Here is a 21,265-nt window from a genome sequence, read left to right as displayed (position 1 = left end):
GCCCACCACATCAGCCCCATCGCCAAACCCCGCGAAATCCACATCGTCCCCGAACTCCCCAAAACCCGCAGCGGCAAAATCATGCGCCGCCTCCTGCGCGACATCGCCGAAGGACGCGAACTCGGCGACACCTCCACCCTCGTCGACCCGAGCGTCTTCGAGGCGATCCGGGCAGGCAAGGACTGACCGAGCAGCGCTGAGACGGCCGGTGGCGGACCTGTCACCGGCCGCACCCGTTAAGATTGCGTGAGGTGTGCCGGGAAGTCTGGTCGGCGAGCGGTCGCGCACCCGTTGAGCCGGTTCCGGCGGGTGGCGCCGCAGTGCTGCCCGATCGCCGCCCGAAAGGTTTCCCGTGATCACGCGAGTGCACTCGGAATTGTCCCGCTACCTCCGCACGGAAACCTTCGGCGGCGCACTGCTTCTGATCGCGGCCGCGATCGCGTTGCTGTGGGTGAACTCGCCCTGGGCAGCGAGTTATGTGTCGATGACCGAGACGGTCGTCGCGATCCCGCCGCTGCACCTGGACCTGACCTTGGCCGACTGGGCCGAGGACGGCCTGCTGGCGGTGTTCTTCTTCGTCGCCGGACTGGAACTCAAACGTGAACTGGTCGTCGGCGAACTCGCCGACCGCCGACGCGCCACCCTGCCGGTCATCGCGGCGATCGGCGGCGTGGTCACCCCCGCGCTGATCGCGGCGGTCGTCGGGTTCGGCATCCCCGGCATGGAGCGCGGCTGGGCCATCCCGGTCGCCACCGACATCGCGTTCGCGCTCGCCGTGCTGGCGCTGACCGGTTCGCGCATCCCGGCGGGCGCGCGGGTGTTCCTGCTCAGTCTCGCGGTGGTCGACGACCTGATGGCGATCGTCGTGATCGCGGTGCTGTTCACCACCGCGGTGTCGCTGCTGTGGTTGCTCGTCGCGGCCGGATGCTTCGCCGGGTGGTCGATGGGGCAACGCGCGCGGATCGGCACGCCCTGGCTCTATGTCCCGCTGGCGTTGGTGTCCTGGTACGCGCTGCACGAGGCGGGCATCCATCCCACGCTGGCGGGCGTCGCGCTCGGCCTGCTCACCCGGGTGCGCCCGGATCCCGGAGAACGCCGAACGCCCGCCACCCGGCTCGAGCACCTCTTCCAGCCGGTCTCCGCCGGGTTCTGCGTTCCGCTGTTCGCCCTGTTCGCCGCCGGGGTTCCGTTGAATCCCACGGTATTCGGCGAGTTGTACACCAATCGGCTCGCGCTCTCCGTGATTCTCGGGCTCCTTGTTGGCAAGCCCCTCGGGATCTTCGGGATGAGCTGGGTGGCAATCCGGTTGGGCGTCGCGAAGCGCCCCAGCGGGCTCGGCTGGCGGGACATGTTCGCCCTGTCGGTGCTCGGCGCGATCGGCTTCACGGTTAGCCTTCTCGTGGCGGAACTCGCGCTCGCCGATGTCGCGGACGTCGAGTTGGCGAAAGCCGCTGTGTTGGTCACATCAATGGCGGCGTCGCTCGCCGGTTCGGCGCTACTGTTGCGGCGTGGGCGTGTCCACCAGGCTCGGCGGGACGCCCGTGCGCTAGAACGTGAACAGTACGGCGGCACGAGCGATCCGCCCGGAGGCGGTAGCCTGCGTGACCACGGAGGGCACCGGGAGCGCCGCCGATCGAACGGGAGTTGAAGCAGTGCCGGGACAGGGAGAAGGGTCGACCAAGTGAGTTTCAACCACGGCGGTAACGGGAGCGGCGCGGAGCGCGGTCGTACGGTCACCTCCATTCCCCTCACAGACGCCGATCCGCTCGGCTCCGCGAGCTTCGGGAGCCTGGTCCGCGACGCCGCCGAGCAGATGTCGACCCTGGTGCGCGCCGAGGTCGAACTGGCCAAGGCCGAGGTCACCGGTGAGATCAAGAAGGGCCTGCAGGGCAGCGTCTACTTCATCCTCGCGCTCACCGTGCTGCTGTTCAGCACCTTCTTCTTTTTCTTCTTCCTCGGCGAACTGCTCGACGTGTGGCTGGCGCGCTGGGCGGCCTTCCTGATCGTCTTCCTGCTGATGGTCGTGGCCACCGCGGCACTGGCGTTCCTCGGATACCGGCGGGTGAAGAAACTGCGCGCGCCGGAGAAGACGATCGATTCGCTCAAGCAGGCGCGCACGGTGCTGCCGCACAGCTTGGGCGCGTCCGCGCACGACGACCGTCTCGCCCTGGAGAAGCCCGCTTCCTAGGCGCGCGTGCGCGAGCCGGTACGACGGCTACTAGGCTCGGTCGCCGTGTCGGCGAACTTGCTTCCGGATCCGTCCAGCGTCCGTTACGACGGACCGTGGACGCATCGGGACGTGCGCGCCAATGGCATTCGATTCCACGTGGTGGACGCGGCGCCCGAGCGGGCCGACGCTCCGCTGGTCGTGCTGCTGCACGGCTTCGCGGACTTCTGGTGGTCCTGGCGTCACCAATTGACCGGCCTGGCCGATCTCGGTTACCGCGTTGTCGCCGTCGACCTGCGCGGCTACGGCGACAGCGACAAGCCGCCGCGCGGCTACGACGGCTGGACGCTCGCCGGTGACGTCGCAGGCCTCATCCGGGCGCTCGGCTACACCGAGGCGACGCTGGTCGGGCACGCCGACGGTGGACTGGTCTGCTGGACCACCGCAGTGCTGCATCCGCGACTGGTTCGCTCGATCGCGCTGGTCGGCTCGCCGCATCCGTCGGCGCTGAAGAGTTCCGTGCTGCGCAACCGCCGCCAGCGCGCGGCCTGGCTGCCGAACTTCCTTCGCTACCAGCTGCCCCGGTACGGCGAACACTTGCTGACCACCGCCGACGGCTTCGAGGTGGAGCGGCTGCTGCGTCAGCGGGTGAGCGCGGGATGGACCGGCACCGCCGAATTCGTCGACACCGCCCAGCGGATGCGTTCGGCGATCCGGATTCCCGGCGCCGCGCATTGTGCGCTGGAGTACCAGCGCTGGGCCTTCCGCAGTCAGTGGCGTCCGGACGGCCGCCGGTTCATGGCGACCATGCGCGAACCCATCCGCATCCCGGTCCTGGCCCTGCGCGGCGATCTGGACCCGTACGTGCTGGCGGGAACCTTCCGCCGCGATCCTCATCTCTCACCGGAGCGGCGACTGGTCACCATCCCGGCGGCGGGGCACTTCGCCCACCAGGAGAACCCGGACGCCGTGACGACGGAACTGGCCAAACTTCTGGCCTGAGCCGCGGGAAATGCCTCCCCGGCCACGAATTACCTGTGGCCGGGGACGCCGATTCAGCTGAGAACGCAGGCGCCGGTGTCCACCGCGGCGCTGACCCGTTCGGCCGCGTCGAGCTGCGCGCGGACCTCCGCGAGCGTGAGCACGTAACCGGTGTCGTCGTCGGTGACGGCGGCGCCGAAGACCACGCCGAGCACCTGCCCGTCGGTATCCACCAGCGGCCCACCGGAATTACCCGCCCTGACCTGGCCGCGGACGGTGTAGACCTCGCGTTCGACGGTGCCGTTGCGGTAGATGGTCGGACCGGTCAGATCCAGGGTCTCGCGCACCCGGGCGGCGCTCGCGGTGTAGGGGCCGCCACCGGGGTAACCGAGCACGATCGCGCTGTCGCCCGACCGCGCGGGCGCGGGCGCGCGCGGGACCACCGGGGCGGTGAGACCGGGCACGGCGAGCACCGCGACGTCCTTGGACGGGTCGAACAGGACCACGTTCGCGTCCAGCGGGCCGCGCGGGGTGTCCACCGCGACGCTCGTGGTGCCCGCGACGACGTGGGCGTTGGTCATCACGCGCTCGGGCGCGATGACGAAGCCCGAGCCCTCCAGCGCCCGCTGACAACTCGGCGCGACCCCGCGGATGCGCAGCACGCTCTGCTGGAGCGAGGCCGCGACCGGGCTGGCCAGCACGCTCGGATCGGGGGGTTCCACGGCCGCGATCGGCGCCCGACCGAACGGCCCGATCACGTCCGGCAAGCCGGAGGTGTTGAGCAGCTTGGAGAACTCGTTGGGCAGCCTGCGCAGCCAGTTCGGCGCGACGTCGTTGACATCGGCGAGCACCCGCGAGCCGTTGATCGCCGTCGCGATGGCCGGCTGCGACGACGTGGCCAGCGGCAGTGCCAGCAGCCACGCGGTGACCAGCACGGCGACCGCCTGCAACACCGCGCCGACCGCGCTGTCCACGCTGCGCGTGAACGGATGACGCATGCCGCTGCGCGCGGCGCGCCCCAGCACCATGCCCGCGACCTCACCGACGATCACCAGCACCACGATCAGCAGCACACCGGTGAGCACTCTGGTGCGGCCCTCGTCGACGTGCACCAGGATGTGCGGCGCGATCAGAATGCCCGCGACCGCGCCGAGCACCACACCGAGGAAGGCCAGCGCGGAGGCCACCGCGCCCTGACGCCATCCCGAGGAGGCGGCCAGCAGCGCCAACAGCACGACGGCGATGTCGAGCCAGGCCGACGAACTCATAACGTCATCCCCACGGCGGCGAGTGCGGTCTCCAGATCACGAACGTCCCCGTGGTCCCATGCTCGGTCCCAGCCGCAGGCCTTGCTGATCCCGGCGAGGATGCCGCCGGTCAGACCCCAGACCAGCATCCCGTCGACCTGGAACGCCGGGCTCTGATAGCCCATGGGGCTGCGGACCAGGAAGCGGTTGGCCGGATCCAGCAGCTGCGCGAGCGGGACGCGCACGACCCGCTCGGTCTCGCTCCGGTCGACCACCCCCACCGCGCCCGGCGTGCGCCAGTACGCGACCACCGGCGTGACGTCGAAGCGAGACGGCGGCACGAACAGTTTCGGCAGCACCGCGAACGGCTCGACACCGGAACGGTCGAGACCGGTCTCCTCGCACGCTTCGCGCAGCGCGGTATCGATCGGCCCGGCGTCGCCCGGGTCGACCGCACCGCCGGGGAAGGCTACTTGGCCTCGGTGCTGGCGCATGGTGGAGGCGCGCTGGGTGAGCAGCACCTCCGCGTCGGCGGGCAGTCCGCCGGGCGCGGCCGGGTCCGGCTCGGGCGAGCCGCCGAACAGTACGAGCACCGCCGCTTGCCGCGGCTTCGAAGTCAGGGTCAGGGCGCGGCGCAGCACACGCTCCCTGGTCAGGGTGTCGGCGTTCTCGGTAGCCGGTTCGGCCGAGCGGGTCAGCCATTCCGGGATGCCGGGCGGCATTTCGATGCTCAACACACACCTCCCCCGCGCATTCGCTCACCGGCCCGCGTGCACGCCCGCACCGTCACCTCCACCATTGATTCGTCCACCCGCATTGTCACGCGGCCACTCCGAGCTTGCCCGCGACCGTATTCGCGATGTCATCCACCCCGCCGAAAGGCCGCACCACGACGTCGGCGACCGATCCGTCGGCACGCACCAGCACCGAGATCGGCAACACCGCGGGAGCCCCGACGGCCGTACGCACTCGCGCGTCGGCGTCCGAAACGCCGGGCAACCGCACCTCCAGCCCACGCAGCCGGGACAGTGCCTTGGCCTCATCAGGGTCGCTGTGCACGGTCAGCACGGTAATCGCGTTCCCGGCGCGTTGGGCGTATTGCTGCAAATACGGCAACTCCTGGGCGCACGGTGCGCACCAGTAGGCCCACAGGTTCAGCAGAGCGGGCTTGCCCGCCAGCGCGGCGGCCAGGTCCACCGGCCTGCCGTTCGCCAGGCAATCCAGCGTTATCCCGGCCAGCGGCCCGCTGCCGGTGGCGGCGGCGCCGGGACAGTCGGGCAAATGGGCGGCGGCGCGCAGGTCATCGGAGACGCCGGAGGCGGCGGGGGGCGACTGCGGCTCCTCCGTCGCGTCGTCGCCGCGCGGCCACACCGCGACCGCCAGCGCCAGCGCCACGATCAGACCTGCCAGTGCCCAGCGCCACGTATGCCCCCTCCTCCTTCGGCCCGAGGGCTCCGAGCTCACCGGCCCACCAGCTCCAGCAGATGCTCGCGCTCCGGCCCTTTCACCAGCTTGGCCGCGGCCTCCGGATCGGTCGGCCCGATACCGAACGACGGGCAGTCCTTGGCCAGGACGCAAGCGCCGCACGCCGGCTTGCGCGAATGGCAGACCCGCCGTCCGTGGAAGATCACCCGGTGCGAGAGCATCGTCCATTCCTTGCGCTCGATCAGCGCGCCGACGATGTGCTCGACCTTGACCGGGTCTTCCTCGTCGGTCCATCCCCAGCGGCGCACCAGACGGCCGAAATGGGTGTCGACCGTGATGCCAGGCACACCGAACGCGTTGCCGAGGATGACGTTGGCGGTCTTGCGCCCGATGCCGGGCAGCTGGACGAGTTCGGTCAGGGTGTGAGGCAATTCACCGTCGTATCGTTCCAGCAGCGCCTGGCCGAGTCCGATCAGCGAGGCGGCCTTGTTCCGGAAGAAGCCGGTCGGCCGGATGTATTCCTCCAGCTCCGCGCGGTTTGCCTCGGCGTAGGCGCGGGCGTCGGGGTACCGGGCGAACAGCGCGGGCGTGGTGAGATTCACCCGCTCGTCGGTGCACTGTGCCGAAAGTATTGTCGCGACCGCCAATTCGAGCGGTGTGGTGAAATCCAGCTCACAATGCGCGTCGGGGAAAGCGGTCGCCAGTTCGCGGTTCATCCGGCGCGCGCGGCGGACCAGCCCGAGCCGGGTTTCCGCCTGTCGCGCCCTGGTTTTCCGTTGTGGAGCCGCGGCGGCGACCGGCGGCGTTCCGTTGGGATCGGAGCCGGGGGCAAGCCCGTTCCCGGCGGCGGTGGAGGGGGAGACGCGCACGCGTCCACCATACGGAATCGGCAGACAACGTTGCCCTTCCAGTTCAGTTGCCGTGTTCCATCTGAGACCTCGACGGTGTTTACTGCTCGTCATGCAAGGACTCGCTGTGGTGCTCTTCCCAGTGGTGCTGATGCTGTTCGCACTGGGTATGGAGCGGGTCGAGAACCGGCTCCGCAAGCTTCTCGAACCCGACGAAGAGGTTCAGCAGTACCTGGACAAGGCCAGTAACGCCGAGGTGAAAGAGCTGACGAAGCTCGGTCTGCCCGCCGCCGTGGCCCGGATGCGCAGGCGTCGCTCCCGCGGTGACGAGATGGACGTGGCCCGCGCGAGCTGACCCGGCGTGCGCGCCGCGCAATCCACTCGTTACGTGGTGTCCGTCACTACGCTGTAGTGACGCCGCGTAGACTGCGCTGTTGGCCGAGTCGCTTCGGTCCAGTACAGAGCCATTTCCCTAAGGAGCACATTCGTGGACGAGGCCCTCGCCAGAGCAGGCATCTTCCAGGGCGTCGAGCCCACTGCGGTGGCCGCCCTCGCCAAGCAACTTCAGCCGGTGGATTTCCCGCGCGGTCATGTCATCTTCAACGAGGGTGAGCCGGGCGACCGGCTGTATATCATCACGTCCGGCAAGGTGAAGATCGGACGCCGCTCGCCCGACGGCCGCGAGAACCTGTTGACCATCATGGGCCCGTCCGACATGTTCGGCGAGCTGTCGATCTTCGATCCGGGCCCGCGCACCTCCACCGCCACCACGGTGACCGAGGTGCGTGCGGTGACGATGGACCGCGACGCCCTCAAGACCTGGATCGACCAGCGGCCCGAGATCGCCGAGCAGTTGCTGCGCGTTCTCGCCCGCCGCCTGCGCCGGACCAACAACAACCTGGCCGACCTGATCTTCACCGACGTCCCCGGCCGGGTCGCCAAGGCGCTGCTGCAGCTCGCACAGCGCTTCGGCACCCAAGAGGCGGGCGCGCTGCGGGTCACCCACGACCTGACCCAGGAGGAGATCGCCCAGCTGGTCGGCGCCTCCCGCGAGACCGTGAACAAGGCGCTCGCCGACTTCGCGCACCGCGGCTGGCTGCGGCTGGAGGGCAAGAGCGTGCTCATCTCCGATTCCGAGCGCCTGGCCCGTCGCGCCCGGTAACGCACGGACTCCACGCCGAACGCCGGGTTCAGCGCTCCACTGAACCCGGCGTTCTGTCGTTCCGGCTAGCCGTGCACGCGCAGGTATTCCAGCTGCGCCTGCACCGAACTGCGCGCCGCGGGCCACAGCCGCTTGTCCACGTCGGCGTACACGCGCCGCACGACCGCCATCGCGCCAGCGTCCGCGCCGAGAACCCGCAGTGCCTCCCGCACCTGACCGAGGCGCTCGTGCCGATGCGCGATGTAATACCGGGCGACCGGTTCCAGATCCGGGTGGTCCGGGCCGTGCGCTGGCAGCAACGCCTTGCCCTGGCCCGCCTCGATCAATCGGTCCAGCGAGGACAGATAGTCGGCCAGCGTGCCGTCGCTGGAGTCCAGCACGGTTGTGCCCGCGCCGAGGATCGTGTCGCCGGTCAGCACCGCGTCGTCGAGGACGAAGCTCACCGAGTCACCGGTGTGACCCGGCGTGGCCAGCACGGTGATGCGCAGGCCCGCCGCCTCGATCACCTCGCCGTCGACGAGGGGAGCGGACGAGCCGCGCAGGAAGCCGGAGTCCTTGGCGCGCACCGGCGTCCCGGTCAGCTCGACCAGCCGATCGATACCGCCGGTGTGGTCGTGATGGCGGTGGGTGATCAGCGTGAGCGCGATCCGGCCACCGGTGGCCTCGGCGATCGCGGCCGTGTGCGACTTGTCCTTCGGTCCCGGGTCCACCACCACACAGTCCGACCGTCCCGGCGCGCGCAGGACCCAGGTATTGGTTCCGTCCAAGGTCATCTGCCCCGGATTGTCGGCGAGCAGCACCGCCGCCGTCTCGGTGACCTGCCGGAGCTGCCCGTAGGCGGGGTGAGTCAACGTCATCGCAAAACCTCGGATAGAAACGGAGCCGACAGTTCCGGTCTAGCGCACCTCGGCGATCAGTTCGACTTCGACCGGAGTGTTGCGGGGAAGTTCGGAGACGCCCACGGCCGAGCGGGCGTGCTTGCCCGCGTCACCGAAGACCTGGCCGAGGAACTCCGACGCGCCGTTGATCACAACCGGCTGATCGCCGAATCCAGGTGCCGAGGCGACGAACCCGACCACCTTCACGATCCGCACCACCGCGTCCAGGCCCACCAGGTCGTGCACCGCCGCCAGCGCGTTCAGGGCGCACAGCCGGGCAGCCTCCTCGGCCTCCTCGATCGAGACCTCGGCGCCGACCTTGCCGACCGCGGACAACTGGCCGTTCACGAACGGCAACTGACCGGAGGTGTAGACCAGCGACCCGGTACGGATCGCGGGAATGTAGGCCGCGACCGGGGCCGCGACCGGAGGAAGGGTGATTCCGAGCTCGGCGAGGTTCTTCTCCCACTGGGTCATCGCGTCACCGTCCTTCGCTACTTGGGCCGCTTGAGGTAGGCGACGTGCTGCTCACCGGTCGGACCGGGCAGCACGGTGACCAGCTCCCAGCCGTCGGCTCCCCACTGATCGAGAATCTGCTTGGTCGCATGCGTCAGCAGCGGCACGGTCGCGTACTCCCACAGGGTCGTATCACTCATGAGCGAGAAGCGTAGCTGTGTTGGATTTGCAGCGCCTTCGGCGCTGCGTGTTCGCGGCCCCTTTGTGGCTCGCGTGTGCGCGACCGCCGCTGGCGACTTCGTCGCGGACGCGACGGCCGCGCACACGCGAGCCGGGCCGCGAACGGCGCATGCTCGGTCTCGCTTCGCTCGAAACCCGGAGTTCGGGTGCGCTGGGGGCGTCGGTATTCGGACGCCGGATATGGGGCGTGCGGCTCGAGTGAGTTGATCATCACCCCGCCCGGTGCGGGATGGTCCTCCGTGGAAGTGCGGCCGCTCTCGCATGCGAGCGCTGTGTTGATTTGCCGACGTCAACGGGATGCTCGGTCTCGCTTCGCTCGAAGAACATGGTTGGGGTGCGCTGGGCGCGTCGGTATTCAGGTGCCGGATATAGAGCATGCGGCTCGAGCGAGTTGATCATCACCTTGCACGGTGCGGGATGGTTGTTCTACGGCTCGGCATTCAGCCCGCGAACGAACGATGCTCGGTGTGGCCTTGCTGCGAAGACAGGGACGGTGGAGTGGGAACCTGGTCCGGATCACCCCTGGTGGCTTCGCATAGTGCGATGGCGATTCATGAGGGAGACGGCCACTTCGCCGGGTGTGCCGGGTCTCGAGCGGCGGCGGGGGTGAGAGCTGGGACCGGCCCGTGTGACCCACCCGTCTGGTACGGCCGGTGCCCCGCTGTGGCGGACCAGTTATAGGCTCGCGATCGTGGGAGTACCAACTGCAGGGCCGCTTTCGGCGGAGCCGGGACTGGACACAAGGTGGCCGAAGCGCGCTGAGCAGGCCCGCTTGCACTACGTCTCCGGCAAGGGAGGCACGGGCAAGTCGACGGTTGCCGCAGCGCTGGCCCTGGCGCTCGCCGCGGGCGGGCGCCGGGTGCTGTTGGTCGAGGTGGAGAGCAGGCAATCGATCGCGCAGCTGTTCGACCTGCCGCCGCTGCCGCCGACCGAGACACGGATCGCCACCGCCGACGGCGGCGGCGAAGTGGTCGCGCTGGCGCTGGACATCGAGCACGCCTTCCTCGAATACCTCGACATGTTCTACAACCTCGGCTTCGCGGGCCGCGCGATGCGCCGGATGGGGGCCATCGAGTTCGTCACCACGATCGCGCCCGGTCTGCGCGACGTCATCCTGACCGGCAAGATCAAGGAATGCGCGGTTCGCGTGGACAAATCCGGTAGGCGGGTCTACGACGAAATCGTGGTCGACGCACCGCCCACCGGCCGGATCGCCGGCTTCCTCGACGTCACCAAGGCCATGGCCGAGGTGGCCAAGGGCGGGCCGATCGCTTCGCAGGCCGAGGGCGTGTCGCGGCTGCTGCACTCCGATCAGACCATGATTCACCTGGTCACGCTGCTGGAGGCGCTGCCGGTGCAGGAGACCGCCGACGCGATCGCCGAACTCACCGCCGCCGACCTGCGCATCGGCACCGTCATCGTGAACCGCGCGACCGAAGGCCAACTCCCGCCCGAACTGGGCGCCCAGGCCGCTCGCGGCGAACTGGACGCCGACGCCATCCGCGCGGGCCTCACCTCCGCGGGCATCACCGTCACCGACGGCGACTTCCAGGGGCTGCTCACCGAAACGATCGAGCATGCCGCCACGCTGCAAGCACAGGACGACAGCGCCGAGGAACTGGCCAAGGTCGACATCTCCCGGCTCTACCTGCCCGCCCTCCCGGACGGGATGGACCTGGGCGGACTGTACGAACTAGCCGAACACCTCACCGCACAGGGAGTCCGATGAGCACGCCGACCCATCCCACGGCTGCCCCGCTGGATATTTCGCGGATCATCGCCGACCCGTCCGCCCGGGTCGTGGTCTGCTGCGGCTCCGGTGGCGTCGGCAAGACCACCACCGCCGCCGCCCTCGCGCTGCGCGCCGCCGAGGAAGGCCGCAAGGTCGTGGTGCTCACCATCGACCCCGCGCGCAGGCTGGCCCAGTCACTGGGCGTCGCCGACCTCGGCAACAACCCCCAGCGGGTGGCGCTCGGCCCCGAGGCCAAGGGCGAACTGCACGCGATGATGCTCAACATGCGCCGCACCTTCGACGACATGGTGCTCGAGCACACCAGCGGGGAGAAAGCGGAGCAGATCTTCGCCAACCCCTTCTATCAGACGGTCGCCTCCTCCTTCGGCGGCACACAGGAATACATGGCGATGGAGAAGCTGGGGCAGCTGGCCCACCGGGGCGAGTGGGACCTGATCGTGGTCGACACCCCGCCTTCGCGCAACGCCCTCGACTTCCTGGATTCTCCCAAGCGGCTGGGCAACTTCCTCAACGGCCGCATGATCCGGGTGATCATGGCGCCCGGCCGGGGCGTGACCCGTCTCGTGACCGGCGCGATGAGCCTGGCGGTGCGGGGTGTGTCCACCGTCGTCGGTGGGCAGATGCTCAAGGACGCGTCGAACTTCCTGCAATCCCTGGAGTCGCTGTTCGGCGGCTTCCAGGAGCGGGCCGAGCGGACCTTCGCCATGCTGTCGAAGCCGGGTACGCACTTCCTCGTGGTGGCGGCGCCGGAACCGGACGCGCTGCGGGAGGCCTCGTTCTTCGTCGACCGCCTCTCCACCGAGCGGATGCCGCTGGCGGGGCTGGTGCTCAACCGCACCCATCCGGTGCTGAGTTCGCTGCCCGCCGATCACGCGCTCACCGCCGCCGACCAGGTGGCGGATTCCGATCCGCTCACCGCGGCGGTGTTGCGGGTGCACGCCCGCCGGGTCGTCACCGATAAACGCGAGCAGCATCTGCTGCACCGCTTCACCGGCGCGCATCCGCGGGTGCCGATCGTCTCGGTCACCGCGCTCCCGTTCGAGGTGTCCGATCTCGACGCGCTGCGCGTCGTGGGCGATCAGCTCACCGGCACGGCGCGCGCGACCGCCTGATACTTAGGCGTATCCGCTATTGCTCCGAACGGAAATATTGCTCCTGAAACGAAACTGAGCCCGCTCGCGCGGGCTCCGTTTCGATGTGGCCGGATTACATCGCCACTTGATGCTGGCGCTGGGCCTGGAAGAAATCGGCCCACGAGGTCACTTCCGGATGCTGCTTCAACAGGGCGCGACGCTGCCGTTCCGTCATGCCGCCCCACACACCGAACTCGACGCGGTTGTCCAGCGCGTCGGCGCCACACTGCATGAGCACGGGACAGTGCCTGCAGATCGTCGCCGCTTTGCGCTGCGCCGCGCCGCGGACGAACAACTGATCGGGATCCACTTCCTTGCATCGGGCCTGGGCTACCCAGGCGATCCTTGCTTCGGCCTGCTCCACGTCCAATCGAGCGATGGGGGTTGTCATGTGCATTTGGTGTGCCCCTTTGCAGTCCGAACACCGGGTCAACGGCGCTCCAGAATCGCGTTGCCACCGCGCAGCACCCAAACCCCGCTGCGAAGTGCACCACATTCCACTTTGAGTGTTAGCTCTATCACACTGGGTTCTCAATCTAGGTAAAGGTATGGCGCTTGCGCAAGACCACCTCGAGATTTTTTGGTACGTCCGTCCCTGCAAAGCGGGGCGCGCACTGGACGGGCAGGCAGATTGCGTACGCGCCCTCATGCGACACGCCGCCCCCGATCGCGCGACACGCCCATTCCGGTTCGCGAACAACCAGTTACGACCCCCGGACAAATGCCGCCAAGAAGGCTCGAACCGCAACCCGTAGTCTTGTTTCGTGCCGATCACACATACGCTCGCGCGGCTGGCCGGCAGTTGCGTGCTGGCCTCCGTGCTCGTCGCCGGGTTGTTGTTCCCGCTCGCCGGCGGCTTCGGGTTCGTCTCCAACCGTGCCGCCGACGCCGTCGACAACGTCTCCTCGGAGCTGGTCGAGGGCACGGCGCCCGCGGTCTCGACCATGGTCGACGCGGCGGGAAATCCGATCGCCTGGCTGTACGAGCAGCGCAGATTCGAGGTCCCCAGCGACCGGATCTCCAACGACATGAAACTGGCGATCGTGTCCATCGAGGACCGTCGCTTCGCCGACCACGAGGGCGTCGACTGGCAGGGCACGCTGCGCGCGTTCCTCACCAACAGCGCCAGCGGCGAGGTCCAGCAGGGCGCCTCGACGCTGGACCAGCAGTACGTGAAGAACTTCCAGCTACTGGTGGTGGCCAAGACCGACGCCGAGCGGCGCGCCGCCATCGAGACCACTCCGGCCCGCAAGATCCGGGAGATCCGGATGGCGCTCACGCTCGACCGGGAGCTGACCAAGGACGAGATCCTCACCAGGTACCTCAACCTCGTCCCGTTCGGTAACTCGTCCTACGGCATCCAGGACGCCGCGAAGACCTACTTCGGCGTCGACGCGGCCGATCTGAACGTCTCACAGGCCGCGATGCTGGCGGGCATGGTGCAGAGCTCGTCCAAGCTGAACCCCTACACCAACCCGGACGGCGTGCTGGCCAGGCGCAACACGGTGCTGGACACGATGATCCAGAACATTCCCAGCCGCGCAGAGGAGTTCCGCGAGGCGAAGACCAAGCCGCTGGGCGTGCTGCCGGAGCCCAAGGGCCTGCCGCGCGGCTGCATCGCGGCCAACGACCGCGGCTTCTTCTGCGACTACGCGCTGCAGTACCTGGCCAACGCAGGCATCAGCCGCGAACAGATCGAGAAGGGAGGATATCTGATCAGGACCACCCTCGATCCCGCCGTGCAGGACTCGGTGAAACGAGCGGTGACCGACGCGGCGAACCCGAATTTGGACAACATCGCGGAGGTCATGTCCGTGGTCGCGCCGGGGCATGACACGCATCCGGTGCTCGCGATGGCCAGCAGCCGCACCTACGGCCTGAACCGGGACGCCAACGAGACCGTGCAGCCGCAGCCGTACTCCATGGTCGGCGACGGCGCGGGCTCCATCTTCAAGATCTTCACCACCGCCGCGGCCATGGAGAAGGGCCTCGGCATCGATGCCCAGCTCGAGGTACCAGGGCGGTTCGAGGCCAAGGGCATGGGTAACGGTGGCGCCCGCGGGTGCCCGGCCGCCACCTACTGCGTGGAGAACGCGGGCCGGTACAAGTCGCCCATGTCGGTGACCGAGGCCCTGGCCACCTCGCCGAACACCGCGTTCGTGAAGTTGATCCAGGCCGTTGGGGTCACCCCCACCGTCGACATGGCCGTCCGGCTCGGCATGCGCTCGTTCACCGAAGCGGGCACCTCCGGCCACGGCAACCAGAGTCTGGCGGACATGATCAAGGACCAGAACCTCGGCTCGTTCACCCTCGGCCCGGTCGCGATCAACCCACTCGAGCTGTCCAACGTGGCCGCGACGCTGGGTTCCGGCGGCCGGTGGTGCCCGCCGAACCCGATCAAGGAGGTCATCGACCGCGAGGGCAAGCAGGTGCCGCTGACCCAGCAGGCCTGCGAGCAGGTGGTCGAGCCCGGCCTGGCCAATACTTTGGCCAACGCGATGAGCAAAGACGACATCTCGGGCACGGCGGCGGCCGCGGCCCAGTCGGTGGGTTGGAATTTCCCGATGTCGGGCAAGACCGGTACGACCGAGAGCCACCGCTCCTCGGCCTTCCTCGGCTTCACGAACGCGCTGGCGGCCGCGGTCTACGCGTACGGCGACAGCCCCACCCCCGGCGAGATCTGCTCGTTCCCGCTGCGCAACTGCGGCGACGGCAACCTGTTCGGCGGTAACGAGCCCGCTCGCACCTGGTTCAACGCGATCAAACCGGTGATACCGCTGTTCCCGCCGCCCGGGTTGCCCCCGCTGGACGACAAGTACGTGCGCGGCGCGAACAACGCGCAGGTGCCCGATGTCGTCGGCAAGACCCAGGGCGAGGCCACCGCGGCGCTGGTGGCCGCCGGCTTCCAGGTGTCGCCGGTGACCGGGGCAGGCGATCGCCCCAAGGGCACCGTGATGGGCACCGCGCCGAACGGGTCGGCGATCCCCGGCTCGGTGATCACGCTGTACATCAGCGACGGCACCGTCCGGGCCGCGCCGCCGCCCGGGCCGCCCGCCCCGCCGCCGGGCATCCCGGGACTGCCGCTGCCGCCGCTGCTGCCACCGATCCCGATTCCGATCCCGATCCCGCGCTGACAGGAGAAAGGGGCCGCGAACCACACGGTTCGCGGCCCCTTTCTCGTCGCGGTCCTACAGCCGCGCCTTCACTGCGGCCGAAATGCGCGAGCCGTCGGCCTTGCCCGCGGCGAGCCCGGTGGCGATCTTCATGACCTGCCCCATCTGGCGCATGCCGGGACGCTCGCCGATCTCCTCGGCGACCTGTGCGATGGCGGTGTCGGCGAGGTCGGCGACTTCGGCGTCGGTCAACTGGGTCGGCAGATACTCGTCGATGATGCGCGCCTCGGCGTGCTCGTTCGCCGCCAATTCGCCGCGCCCGGCCTGCGTGTATACCTCGGCCGATTCGCTGCGCTTCTTCGACTCCTTCTGTAGCACGGAGACGACCTCGGCGTCGGTGAGCTCACGCGCCTGGGTGCCGGCGACCTCGGCGGTCTGGATCGCCGACAGCAACATCCGCAACGTGGAAAGGCGCAGCGTGTCCTTGGCTTTCATCGCGGCGGTGAGATCCGCTCGCAGCTGCGATTTGAGTTCCGACATGCCGCTCACGGTAGCGGCTCCGGGGCGGTGGTCCCACTACATTTGCCGCGCGGCCCGATTTCTCGCCGAGAAAAGGGGCGCTTGTGCGGAAACACACTCGGCGCTCCTGCGCGAGGTCACCTATGCTGGGCAAATGCCCGTGATCTCGACCTCTGCTGTACGTACGACCGCGCTGGGAGCCGCCGGGGCCGCGGTGGCCGGAATCGGCTACGCCTCGCTGGTCGAACGCAACGCCTTCGTTCTACGGGAGGCGACCATGCCTGTGCTGGCACCGGGGTCGTCGTCGTTGCGGATGCTCCACCTCAGTGACCTGCACATGACGCCCGGGCAGAAGCTCAAGCAGCAGTGGCTGCGGGAACTGGACCGGCTGGAGCCGGACCTGGTGATCAACACCGGCGACAATCTCTCGCACCAGAAGTCGGTGCCCGCGGTGGTCCAGGCCCTCGGCGGATTGCTCTCCCGCCCGGGGCTTTTCGTTTTCGGCAGCAACGACTATTTCGCGCCGGTGGCGAAGAACCCGCTGAAGTACTTCAAGAAGGATCACCGCCGCACCTACGGCGCTCCGCTGCCGTGGAAAGACCTGCGCGCGGCCTTCACCGAGCGCGGCTGGCTCGACCTGACGCACGTGCGCCGCGACCTCGAGGTGGCCGGTATCCGCATCGCCACCGCCGGCGTCGACGACCCGCACCTGCAGCGCGACCGGTACGACACCGTCGCGGGAGCCCCGAACCCGCTGGCCGATCTACGGCTCGGCCTCACCCACTCCCCCGAGCCCCGAGTGCTGGACCGCTTCGCCGAGGACGGGTACGACCTGGTGCTGGCCGGGCACACCCACGGCGGCCAGTTGTGCCTGCCCGGCTACGGCGCGCTGGTCACCAACTGCGGAATCGACCGCTCCCGGGTGAAGGGTTCCTCGAAGTGGGGCGAGCACACCCGGTTGCACGTCTCCGCGGGTGTCGGCACCTCCCCGTGGGCGCCGTACCGCTTCTGCTGCCGCCCCGAGGCGACCTTGTTGACGCTGGTCGCCGCGCCGCCGAAGCGACCGGGAGCCGACACGGGCCACGGAGTGTCGGCATCGGAGGCCGTCGCCCGCTAAGGTCCCCTGCCGAGACGTGTGGCAGGTAGGGGACAACTGTGAGTGGATTCGACGACCGGCGCGACGACCCGACGATCATGGGGCGGCCCGCCGGGCCGCCGGATCCTCGGCGACAGCCCTTCAGCGCACCGCATTCCGCGTTTCCTCCGGCGGACGCCGGCGCCCGGCCACCGGAGGCAGGAGCCGGTAGCCCCCAAGAGTGGTCCCCCTGGCAGCCGGGCGGATACGAGCAACCGGCACGCCCCCCTGTCACGCCTTGGCAGCGCGGCGCGTCGGAGCAGCCGAACGGGCCTGCCCCGATGTCCCCGTGGCAACCGGGAGCCGCGACAGGTGACGGCGACGGACCGCTGTATCCGGGGCAGGCCGACCCAGCCACGCAGTGGCAGCCGAACCGAGAGCCCGCCCCGGCACTCCCGTGGCAACCCGGCGTCCAGAGCGACCCACCGACATCTCGGCTGTCGGACAGCGACTCGGGCTCGCAGCCGCCCACACCGGCCGAGCCGACCGTGCTCGCCGAGTGGGTCAGCCGACGGCCAGGGACCCCGGGCCGCGACGATCCCACCGGGTCGGCCCCACCCTTCGGGCAGACACCCTCCGACCAGTGGCCCCCGCAGACCCCGCCGGATCTCGTGCACGGGCGCAACGATCCGACGATGCTCGGACAGCCGCTCGGAGCACTCGACCAGCCCGCCCCCTTCGGCAACCGGCCGCCGGGCCCCGGCGGCCAAGCGACGCCCCAGTTCGGCTATCCGGGCGCCGATCCGTTCGGTCAGCCGGTCCAGGCTTCGCAGTGGCAACCCGCAGGCGGCCCGGTGCAGTACGGCACCCCGCCGGATGGGCGGTATCAGCCCGGCTACGGCCCGCAGGGCGGATTCGGAGGACCACCACCGAACCATCCGAACGGGAGCGGCCGAGGAAAGCTCGTGCTGTCCGCCGGCCTGGCGGTGCTGCTGGTGGCCGGTCTCGTGGCCGGGGTAGTAGCCCTGAGCACGATGAAGACGGACAATGATTCCGCTCGGGACACCGCTCCATCGATGGTGAACGCCCTCACCACCACGACGGTGGACGCGCCCACCCGGACCACGGCCAAAGCGGCACCCACGACGACCGCGCGGGGCTCCGGTGACAAAACACCGGTGATCCCCGGATACCAGGTCGTCAGGGCACCCGACAGCGGCGCAGCCTACGACGTGCCCGGCGACTGGACGATCGCGCCGCAAGGCACCATCGGCGGCTTCGGCGAGCCCCCGAATGCCGTCGCGGGTAAAGGCCTGGCCAGCGAGGGCAAGGGCTACTGCCCCGGATCGACCCGCACCGTCGCTTTCCTCACCGGCTCGGGGACCTCCGACCCGGGAAAGGCGGCCACCGAACTCGGCGTCAAGACCGCCACACTCGCCTATACGGGGACGCCCGGCGGCACACCCGCGCTGCCCATGCCGATGGCTTCGCTGGACGGCTCCCAGCACGGTATGTTCGTGGAGACCAAGGGCACCGTCACCGACGCCAAGCCCGGCTGCGCGAAGGCGTACTCCGTGTACACCGCGGCGTTCCCCAACGACAACGGGACCTTCGTCATGGTGATCGCCGCCGACACCGGCGTCCCGCACGCCCTCGACGCCGACACCGCCAAGCGCATCTTCACCAGCATCCGGCCCCTCGCAGGCTGACTGACCTGCCGGTTTAACGTCTCGGGCCGCCCTGTTGTAAGCTACTCCAGGTCCACTTCACGGGGTGTGGCGCAGCTTGGTAGCGCGCTTCGTTCGGGACGAAGAGGTCGCAGGTTCAAATCCTGTCACCCCGACTCGTGGTTGAGACGACGGGAAGGCCCCTGACCGGTTCACGGTCGGGGGCCTTCCTCGTTATCGAGGACAGCGGTGGCGACGCCGATACCGGAGAGCAGCGAAAAGCAGGGTCGAACGCCTGCGTGCGACCGGACTCGGGCGCTGCCCGTCCCGCGGGCATTGTGGCCGCTCGCCATTGCCGACGAACCCGACACGATGACGGTCGGAGGTCCGTCGTAGGTTGGACCGCTGGTATGCGGGAATATCATCGCTGGAGCCTTATTTCCGCAATCGACGAAAGGTCGGCAGATGAGCAAGCCCGCCGATAGCGTGCCCGCGGACAAACCGCTGTCCGGGAAGACCGCCCTGGTTACGGCGGCCTACACCGGAATCGGCCGGTCGATCGCGAAAACGCTTGCCGCGCAGGGTGCACAGGTCGTGGTGCACCATCCGCACTTTCCCGAGCCCGCCGCGGACGTGGTGAAGGAGATCACCGAGGCAGGCGGCTCGGCGCTGGCACTGGCCGCGGACATCGCCGATCGCGGTGAGTACGAGGAACTGGTGCAGGCGCTGCTCGACGAATGCGGCGGCTGGCACGTGCTGGTCAACACCGCGGCGGTACCGGAGTCCGAGCCGTTCCCGAAGCTCAGCTCGGAGGCGTTCGACAGCGCTTTCGCGGCGACGGTGAAGGGCGTGTTCCACGGCCTGCAACTGGCCTTGCAGCATTTGGCCGACGAGGGCCGGATCATCACCGTCTGCGATCCCGCCGACCCGGGCAGTGCGGTGCACGACGCGACGCGCGGCGCGGTCGAGCAGCTCGGCCAGGCCGTGGCCCCGGACTTCGTGCCGCGGCGGATCACCGTCAACACGGTCAGCTACGGCGTCGGCACGACCGACAACGCGGAACTCGAGACCGCCCTCGCCGCGCTCGAGCCGGCCGAGCCGGGCGCGGTGGTCGCCTATCTGGCCGGTGACGCGGCGAGCACGGTGAACGCGCAGGTGATCCGGCTCAACGGCACCGGCGGCCGGTAGCCCGGCGGCGCGCCCGTCGCAGCGAGCGCGCCGCGGGACGATCAGGCGACGATCGTGCTGCCGTAGGTACTGAACCCACGGCCCAGCGCCTGGCAGGCGAAGCTGCCGTGGAAACCGACCTGGCACGACGCTCCGGCGTGCTCGATGATCGGACCCCACTGTCCCGAGCCGGTCTTCACGTCGTCGATGCGGGGATTGCCACCCGGCAGGGTGTACGGCGTGCCCGGGTCGAAGGTGGGATGCGCGGGCAGCCAAGGCTGGTCGATCGCTATTTCGTTCACCGGCACCGGCACCGGCACGTACGTGTCGCCGATGTAGTAGCTCATATACATGGGAGAGGCGAGATCGCATCCGAGCGATCCGTTCGCGAAGATCGCGCAGTTCGTGCTGCCCACCGAGAAGTACACCGTACCCGGATCCGCTTGGGCGTTACCGGCCGCGAGGATCGGCGCCGCCGCCACGGCGGCGAGTGCTCCGGCGATCTTTGTGCTGCGCTTCATATCGTCTCCTTGTTGCTTCACTGATGGACAACCGGCCCGATGACTCTGCTGAGTCTGTCGAACGGCGAAGAGATTTCGTTTCGCCGGGCCACCACCGACCGGCCGTCCGGACACATCGCCGCGCGCGACGCGGTGAGCAGACGCTAACGCGGCGATAACTTACGGACACCCCATCGACATGCGAGGTCAATAGCGTATACAGCCATGTCGACACGGATAGCGACACTGGCGGACGCGGCGGGCAAATCCCTACGCGACGTGGTGTACGCGGCACTGCGCAGCGAGCTCATGAACGGGGACATCAAGTTCGGCGAACGTCTGACCGAGCCGAAACTCTCCGCGCGATTCGGCATTTCGCGCACACCGATCCGCGAAGCGCTGACCGTCCTGTGCTCGGACGGACTGCTGCAACGCGAAGAATACGGCTTCAGCCCGGTCCGGCCGAGCATCCCGCTGATCCGGGACCTGTACGAGTTGCGAATCACCCTGGAACTGGGCGGTCTTCAGCGCGCGATGACCAATCCCGCGGTCACGCACGACCGGGAGCTGCTGGAATCCGAGCGCGCCGCTTGGCTGGAGCTGCGCGCCGACCCACCGGAACAGGAGCCCGGTTTCGTGGTGCGCGACGAGGAATTCCACGTCACGCTGCTCACCACGGCGGGCAACACCGAGATGGTGCGGGCACTCAAAGCGGTGAATTCCCGCATCCGCCACGTGCGCATGTACGACTTCATGGTCAACAACCGGATCGAGACCACCATCGCCGAGCATCTGGGCATCCTCGACGCCGTGCTGGCGGACGATCTCCCGCTCGCGTATCGGCTGTTGCACACGCACATCGGTGAATCGCTGGACGTGGTGCTCGAACGGGTCACCCGCGCGATCGCGGCGATGTCGCTGGCCACGGATTAAC

Annotated in this window: 23 protein-coding genes and 1 tRNA gene; 14 read left to right on the top strand and 10 right to left on the bottom strand. The window is 68.9% G+C overall.

The annotated features are described in order from the left end of the window. The 4 genes from ABZ420_RS24900 to ABZ420_RS24885 all read left to right on the top strand — a co-directional run. Positions 1-186: hypothetical protein (locus ABZ420_RS24900; RefSeq protein WP_357127082.1), on the top strand; the 186-nt coding region annotated here is incomplete at its 5' end. 166 nt (positions 187-352) lie between these two features. Further along, positions 353-1,648, top strand: a complete 1,296-nt coding sequence (gene nhaA, locus ABZ420_RS24895; protein WP_357127079.1) for a Na+/H+ antiporter NhaA — start codon at positions 353-355, stop codon at positions 1,646-1,648. 33 nt (positions 1,649-1,681) lie between these two features. Beyond that, complete coding sequence (locus ABZ420_RS24890) at positions 1,682-2,188, top strand: phage holin family protein (protein WP_063052025.1); 507 nt, start codon at positions 1,682-1,684, stop codon at positions 2,186-2,188. A 45-nt stretch (positions 2,189-2,233) separates the two neighbouring features. Further along, entirely contained in the window at positions 2,234-3,169 is a 936-nt protein-coding gene (locus ABZ420_RS24885) for an alpha/beta hydrolase (protein ID WP_357127076.1), read from the top strand. Positions 3,170-3,222: 53 nt separating this feature from the next. On the opposite strand, the gene ABZ420_RS24880 is transcribed toward ABZ420_RS24885, so the two are convergent. The 4 genes from ABZ420_RS24880 to nth all read right to left on the bottom strand — a co-directional run bounded on the left by ABZ420_RS24880 (position 3,223) and on the right by nth (position 6,557). Continuing rightward, the gene (locus ABZ420_RS24880) at positions 3,223-4,416 is read right to left on the bottom strand and encodes a MarP family serine protease (RefSeq protein WP_062978082.1); all 1,194 of its coding nucleotides are present in this window, start codon (positions 4,414-4,416) and stop codon (positions 3,223-3,225) included. Then, the gene (locus tag ABZ420_RS24875; RefSeq protein ID WP_357127072.1) at positions 4,413-5,129 is read right to left on the bottom strand and encodes a CoA pyrophosphatase; all 717 of its coding nucleotides are present in this window, start codon (positions 5,127-5,129) and stop codon (positions 4,413-4,415) included. Before ABZ420_RS24875 ends, ABZ420_RS24880 begins: the two co-directional genes overlap by 4 nt. Before the next feature lie 85 nt (positions 5,130-5,214). After that, the gene (locus ABZ420_RS24870) at positions 5,215-5,859 is read right to left on the bottom strand and encodes a TlpA disulfide reductase family protein (protein WP_357127069.1); all 645 of its coding nucleotides are present in this window, start codon (positions 5,857-5,859) and stop codon (positions 5,215-5,217) included. Continuing rightward, positions 5,856-6,557, bottom strand: a complete 702-nt coding sequence (gene nth / locus ABZ420_RS24865) for an endonuclease III (protein WP_357127093.1) — start codon at positions 6,555-6,557, stop codon at positions 5,856-5,858. The genes ABZ420_RS24870 and nth overlap by 4 nt, the downstream gene beginning before the upstream one ends. A gap of 223 nt (positions 6,558-6,780) precedes the next feature. On the opposite strand from nth, the gene ABZ420_RS24860 reads away from it, so the two are divergent. Continuing rightward, positions 6,781-7,023, top strand: a complete 243-nt coding sequence (locus ABZ420_RS24860) for a hypothetical protein (protein ID WP_040864458.1) — start codon at positions 6,781-6,783, stop codon at positions 7,021-7,023. A gap of 132 nt (positions 7,024-7,155) precedes the next feature. Further along, entirely contained in the window at positions 7,156-7,830 is a 675-nt protein-coding gene (locus ABZ420_RS24855; RefSeq protein WP_039794544.1) for a Crp/Fnr family transcriptional regulator, read from the top strand. A gap of 65 nt (positions 7,831-7,895) precedes the next feature. Here the strand turns inward: ABZ420_RS24855 and ABZ420_RS24850 are convergent, their stop codons facing one another. The 3 genes from ABZ420_RS24850 to ABZ420_RS24840 are packed head-to-tail and all read right to left on the bottom strand — an operon-like array spanning position 7,896 to position 9,364. Next, positions 7,896-8,687, bottom strand: a complete 792-nt coding sequence (locus ABZ420_RS24850) for an MBL fold metallo-hydrolase (protein WP_357127066.1) — start codon at positions 8,685-8,687, stop codon at positions 7,896-7,898. A gap of 39 nt (positions 8,688-8,726) precedes the next feature. Then, positions 8,727-9,185, bottom strand: a complete 459-nt coding sequence (locus tag ABZ420_RS24845; RefSeq protein WP_357127063.1) for a RidA family protein — start codon at positions 9,183-9,185, stop codon at positions 8,727-8,729. Positions 9,186-9,202: 17 nt separating this feature from the next. After that, positions 9,203-9,364, bottom strand: coding sequence for a DUF4177 domain-containing protein (locus ABZ420_RS24840; RefSeq protein WP_085994820.1), 162 nt, complete (start codon positions 9,362-9,364; stop codon positions 9,203-9,205). A 731-nt stretch (positions 9,365-10,095) separates the two neighbouring features. Here ABZ420_RS24840 and ABZ420_RS24835 point away from each other — a divergent pair. Both ABZ420_RS24835 and ABZ420_RS24830 read left to right on the top strand, forming a co-directional pair. After that, positions 10,096-11,133 (top strand): ArsA-related P-loop ATPase, encoded by a 1,038-nt coding sequence (locus ABZ420_RS24835; RefSeq protein ID WP_357127060.1) that lies wholly within the window; start codon positions 10,096-10,098, stop codon positions 11,131-11,133. Next, complete coding sequence (locus tag ABZ420_RS24830; RefSeq protein ID WP_357127057.1) at positions 11,130-12,269, top strand: ArsA family ATPase; 1,140 nt, start codon at positions 11,130-11,132, stop codon at positions 12,267-12,269. The genes ABZ420_RS24835 and ABZ420_RS24830 overlap by 4 nt, the downstream gene beginning before the upstream one ends. 94 nt (positions 12,270-12,363) lie before the next feature. Here the strand turns inward: ABZ420_RS24830 and ABZ420_RS24825 are convergent, their stop codons facing one another. Beyond that, a complete protein-coding gene (locus ABZ420_RS24825) occupies positions 12,364-12,687 on the bottom strand; it encodes a WhiB family transcriptional regulator (RefSeq protein WP_014981178.1) in 324 nt (107 codons plus the stop codon). Between the two features lie 367 nt (positions 12,688-13,054). On the opposite strand from ABZ420_RS24825, the gene ABZ420_RS24820 reads away from it, so the two are divergent. Then, positions 13,055-15,424 (top strand): transglycosylase domain-containing protein, encoded by a 2,370-nt coding sequence (locus ABZ420_RS24820; RefSeq protein WP_357127054.1) that lies wholly within the window; start codon positions 13,055-13,057, stop codon positions 15,422-15,424. Between the two features lie 54 nt (positions 15,425-15,478). Here ABZ420_RS24820 and ABZ420_RS24815 read toward each other — a convergent pair whose 3' ends face one another. Continuing rightward, positions 15,479-15,943, bottom strand: coding sequence for a GatB/YqeY domain-containing protein (locus tag ABZ420_RS24815; protein ID WP_040864453.1), 465 nt, complete (start codon positions 15,941-15,943; stop codon positions 15,479-15,481). Positions 15,944-16,076: 133 nt separating this feature from the next. Between ABZ420_RS24815 and ABZ420_RS24810 the strand changes: the two genes are divergently transcribed. The 4 genes from ABZ420_RS24810 to ABZ420_RS24795 all read left to right on the top strand — a co-directional run bounded on the left by ABZ420_RS24810 (position 16,077) and on the right by ABZ420_RS24795 (position 19,852). Next, positions 16,077-17,039, top strand: coding sequence for a metallophosphoesterase (locus ABZ420_RS24810; RefSeq protein WP_357127051.1), 963 nt, complete (start codon positions 16,077-16,079; stop codon positions 17,037-17,039). Positions 17,040-17,692: 653 nt separating this feature from the next. After that, complete coding sequence (locus ABZ420_RS24805; protein WP_357127048.1) at positions 17,693-18,706, top strand: hypothetical protein; 1,014 nt, start codon at positions 17,693-17,695, stop codon at positions 18,704-18,706. Between the two features lie 60 nt (positions 18,707-18,766). Beyond that, positions 18,767-18,840, top strand: a tRNA-Pro gene (locus ABZ420_RS24800). 289 nt (positions 18,841-19,129) lie between these two features. Next, positions 19,130-19,852, top strand: coding sequence for an SDR family NAD(P)-dependent oxidoreductase (locus ABZ420_RS24795; protein ID WP_357127045.1), 723 nt, complete (start codon positions 19,130-19,132; stop codon positions 19,850-19,852). Between the two features lie 41 nt (positions 19,853-19,893). On the opposite strand, the gene ABZ420_RS24790 is transcribed toward ABZ420_RS24795, so the two are convergent. Beyond that, complete coding sequence (locus ABZ420_RS24790) at positions 19,894-20,352, bottom strand: hypothetical protein (protein ID WP_357127042.1); 459 nt, start codon at positions 20,350-20,352, stop codon at positions 19,894-19,896. A 204-nt stretch (positions 20,353-20,556) separates the two neighbouring features. Between ABZ420_RS24790 and ABZ420_RS24785 the strand changes: the two genes are divergently transcribed. Further along, entirely contained in the window at positions 20,557-21,264 is a 708-nt protein-coding gene (locus tag ABZ420_RS24785) for a GntR family transcriptional regulator (protein ID WP_357127040.1), read from the top strand. The last annotated feature ends 1 nt before the right edge of the window (position 21,265 follow it).

This window comes from Nocardia sp. NPDC005745 (assembly GCF_040630775.1).
In the GTDB taxonomy this organism is placed as follows: Bacteria; Actinomycetota; Actinomycetes; order Mycobacteriales; family Mycobacteriaceae; genus Nocardia.
This window is presented reverse-complemented; position numbering and strand designations above follow the sequence as displayed.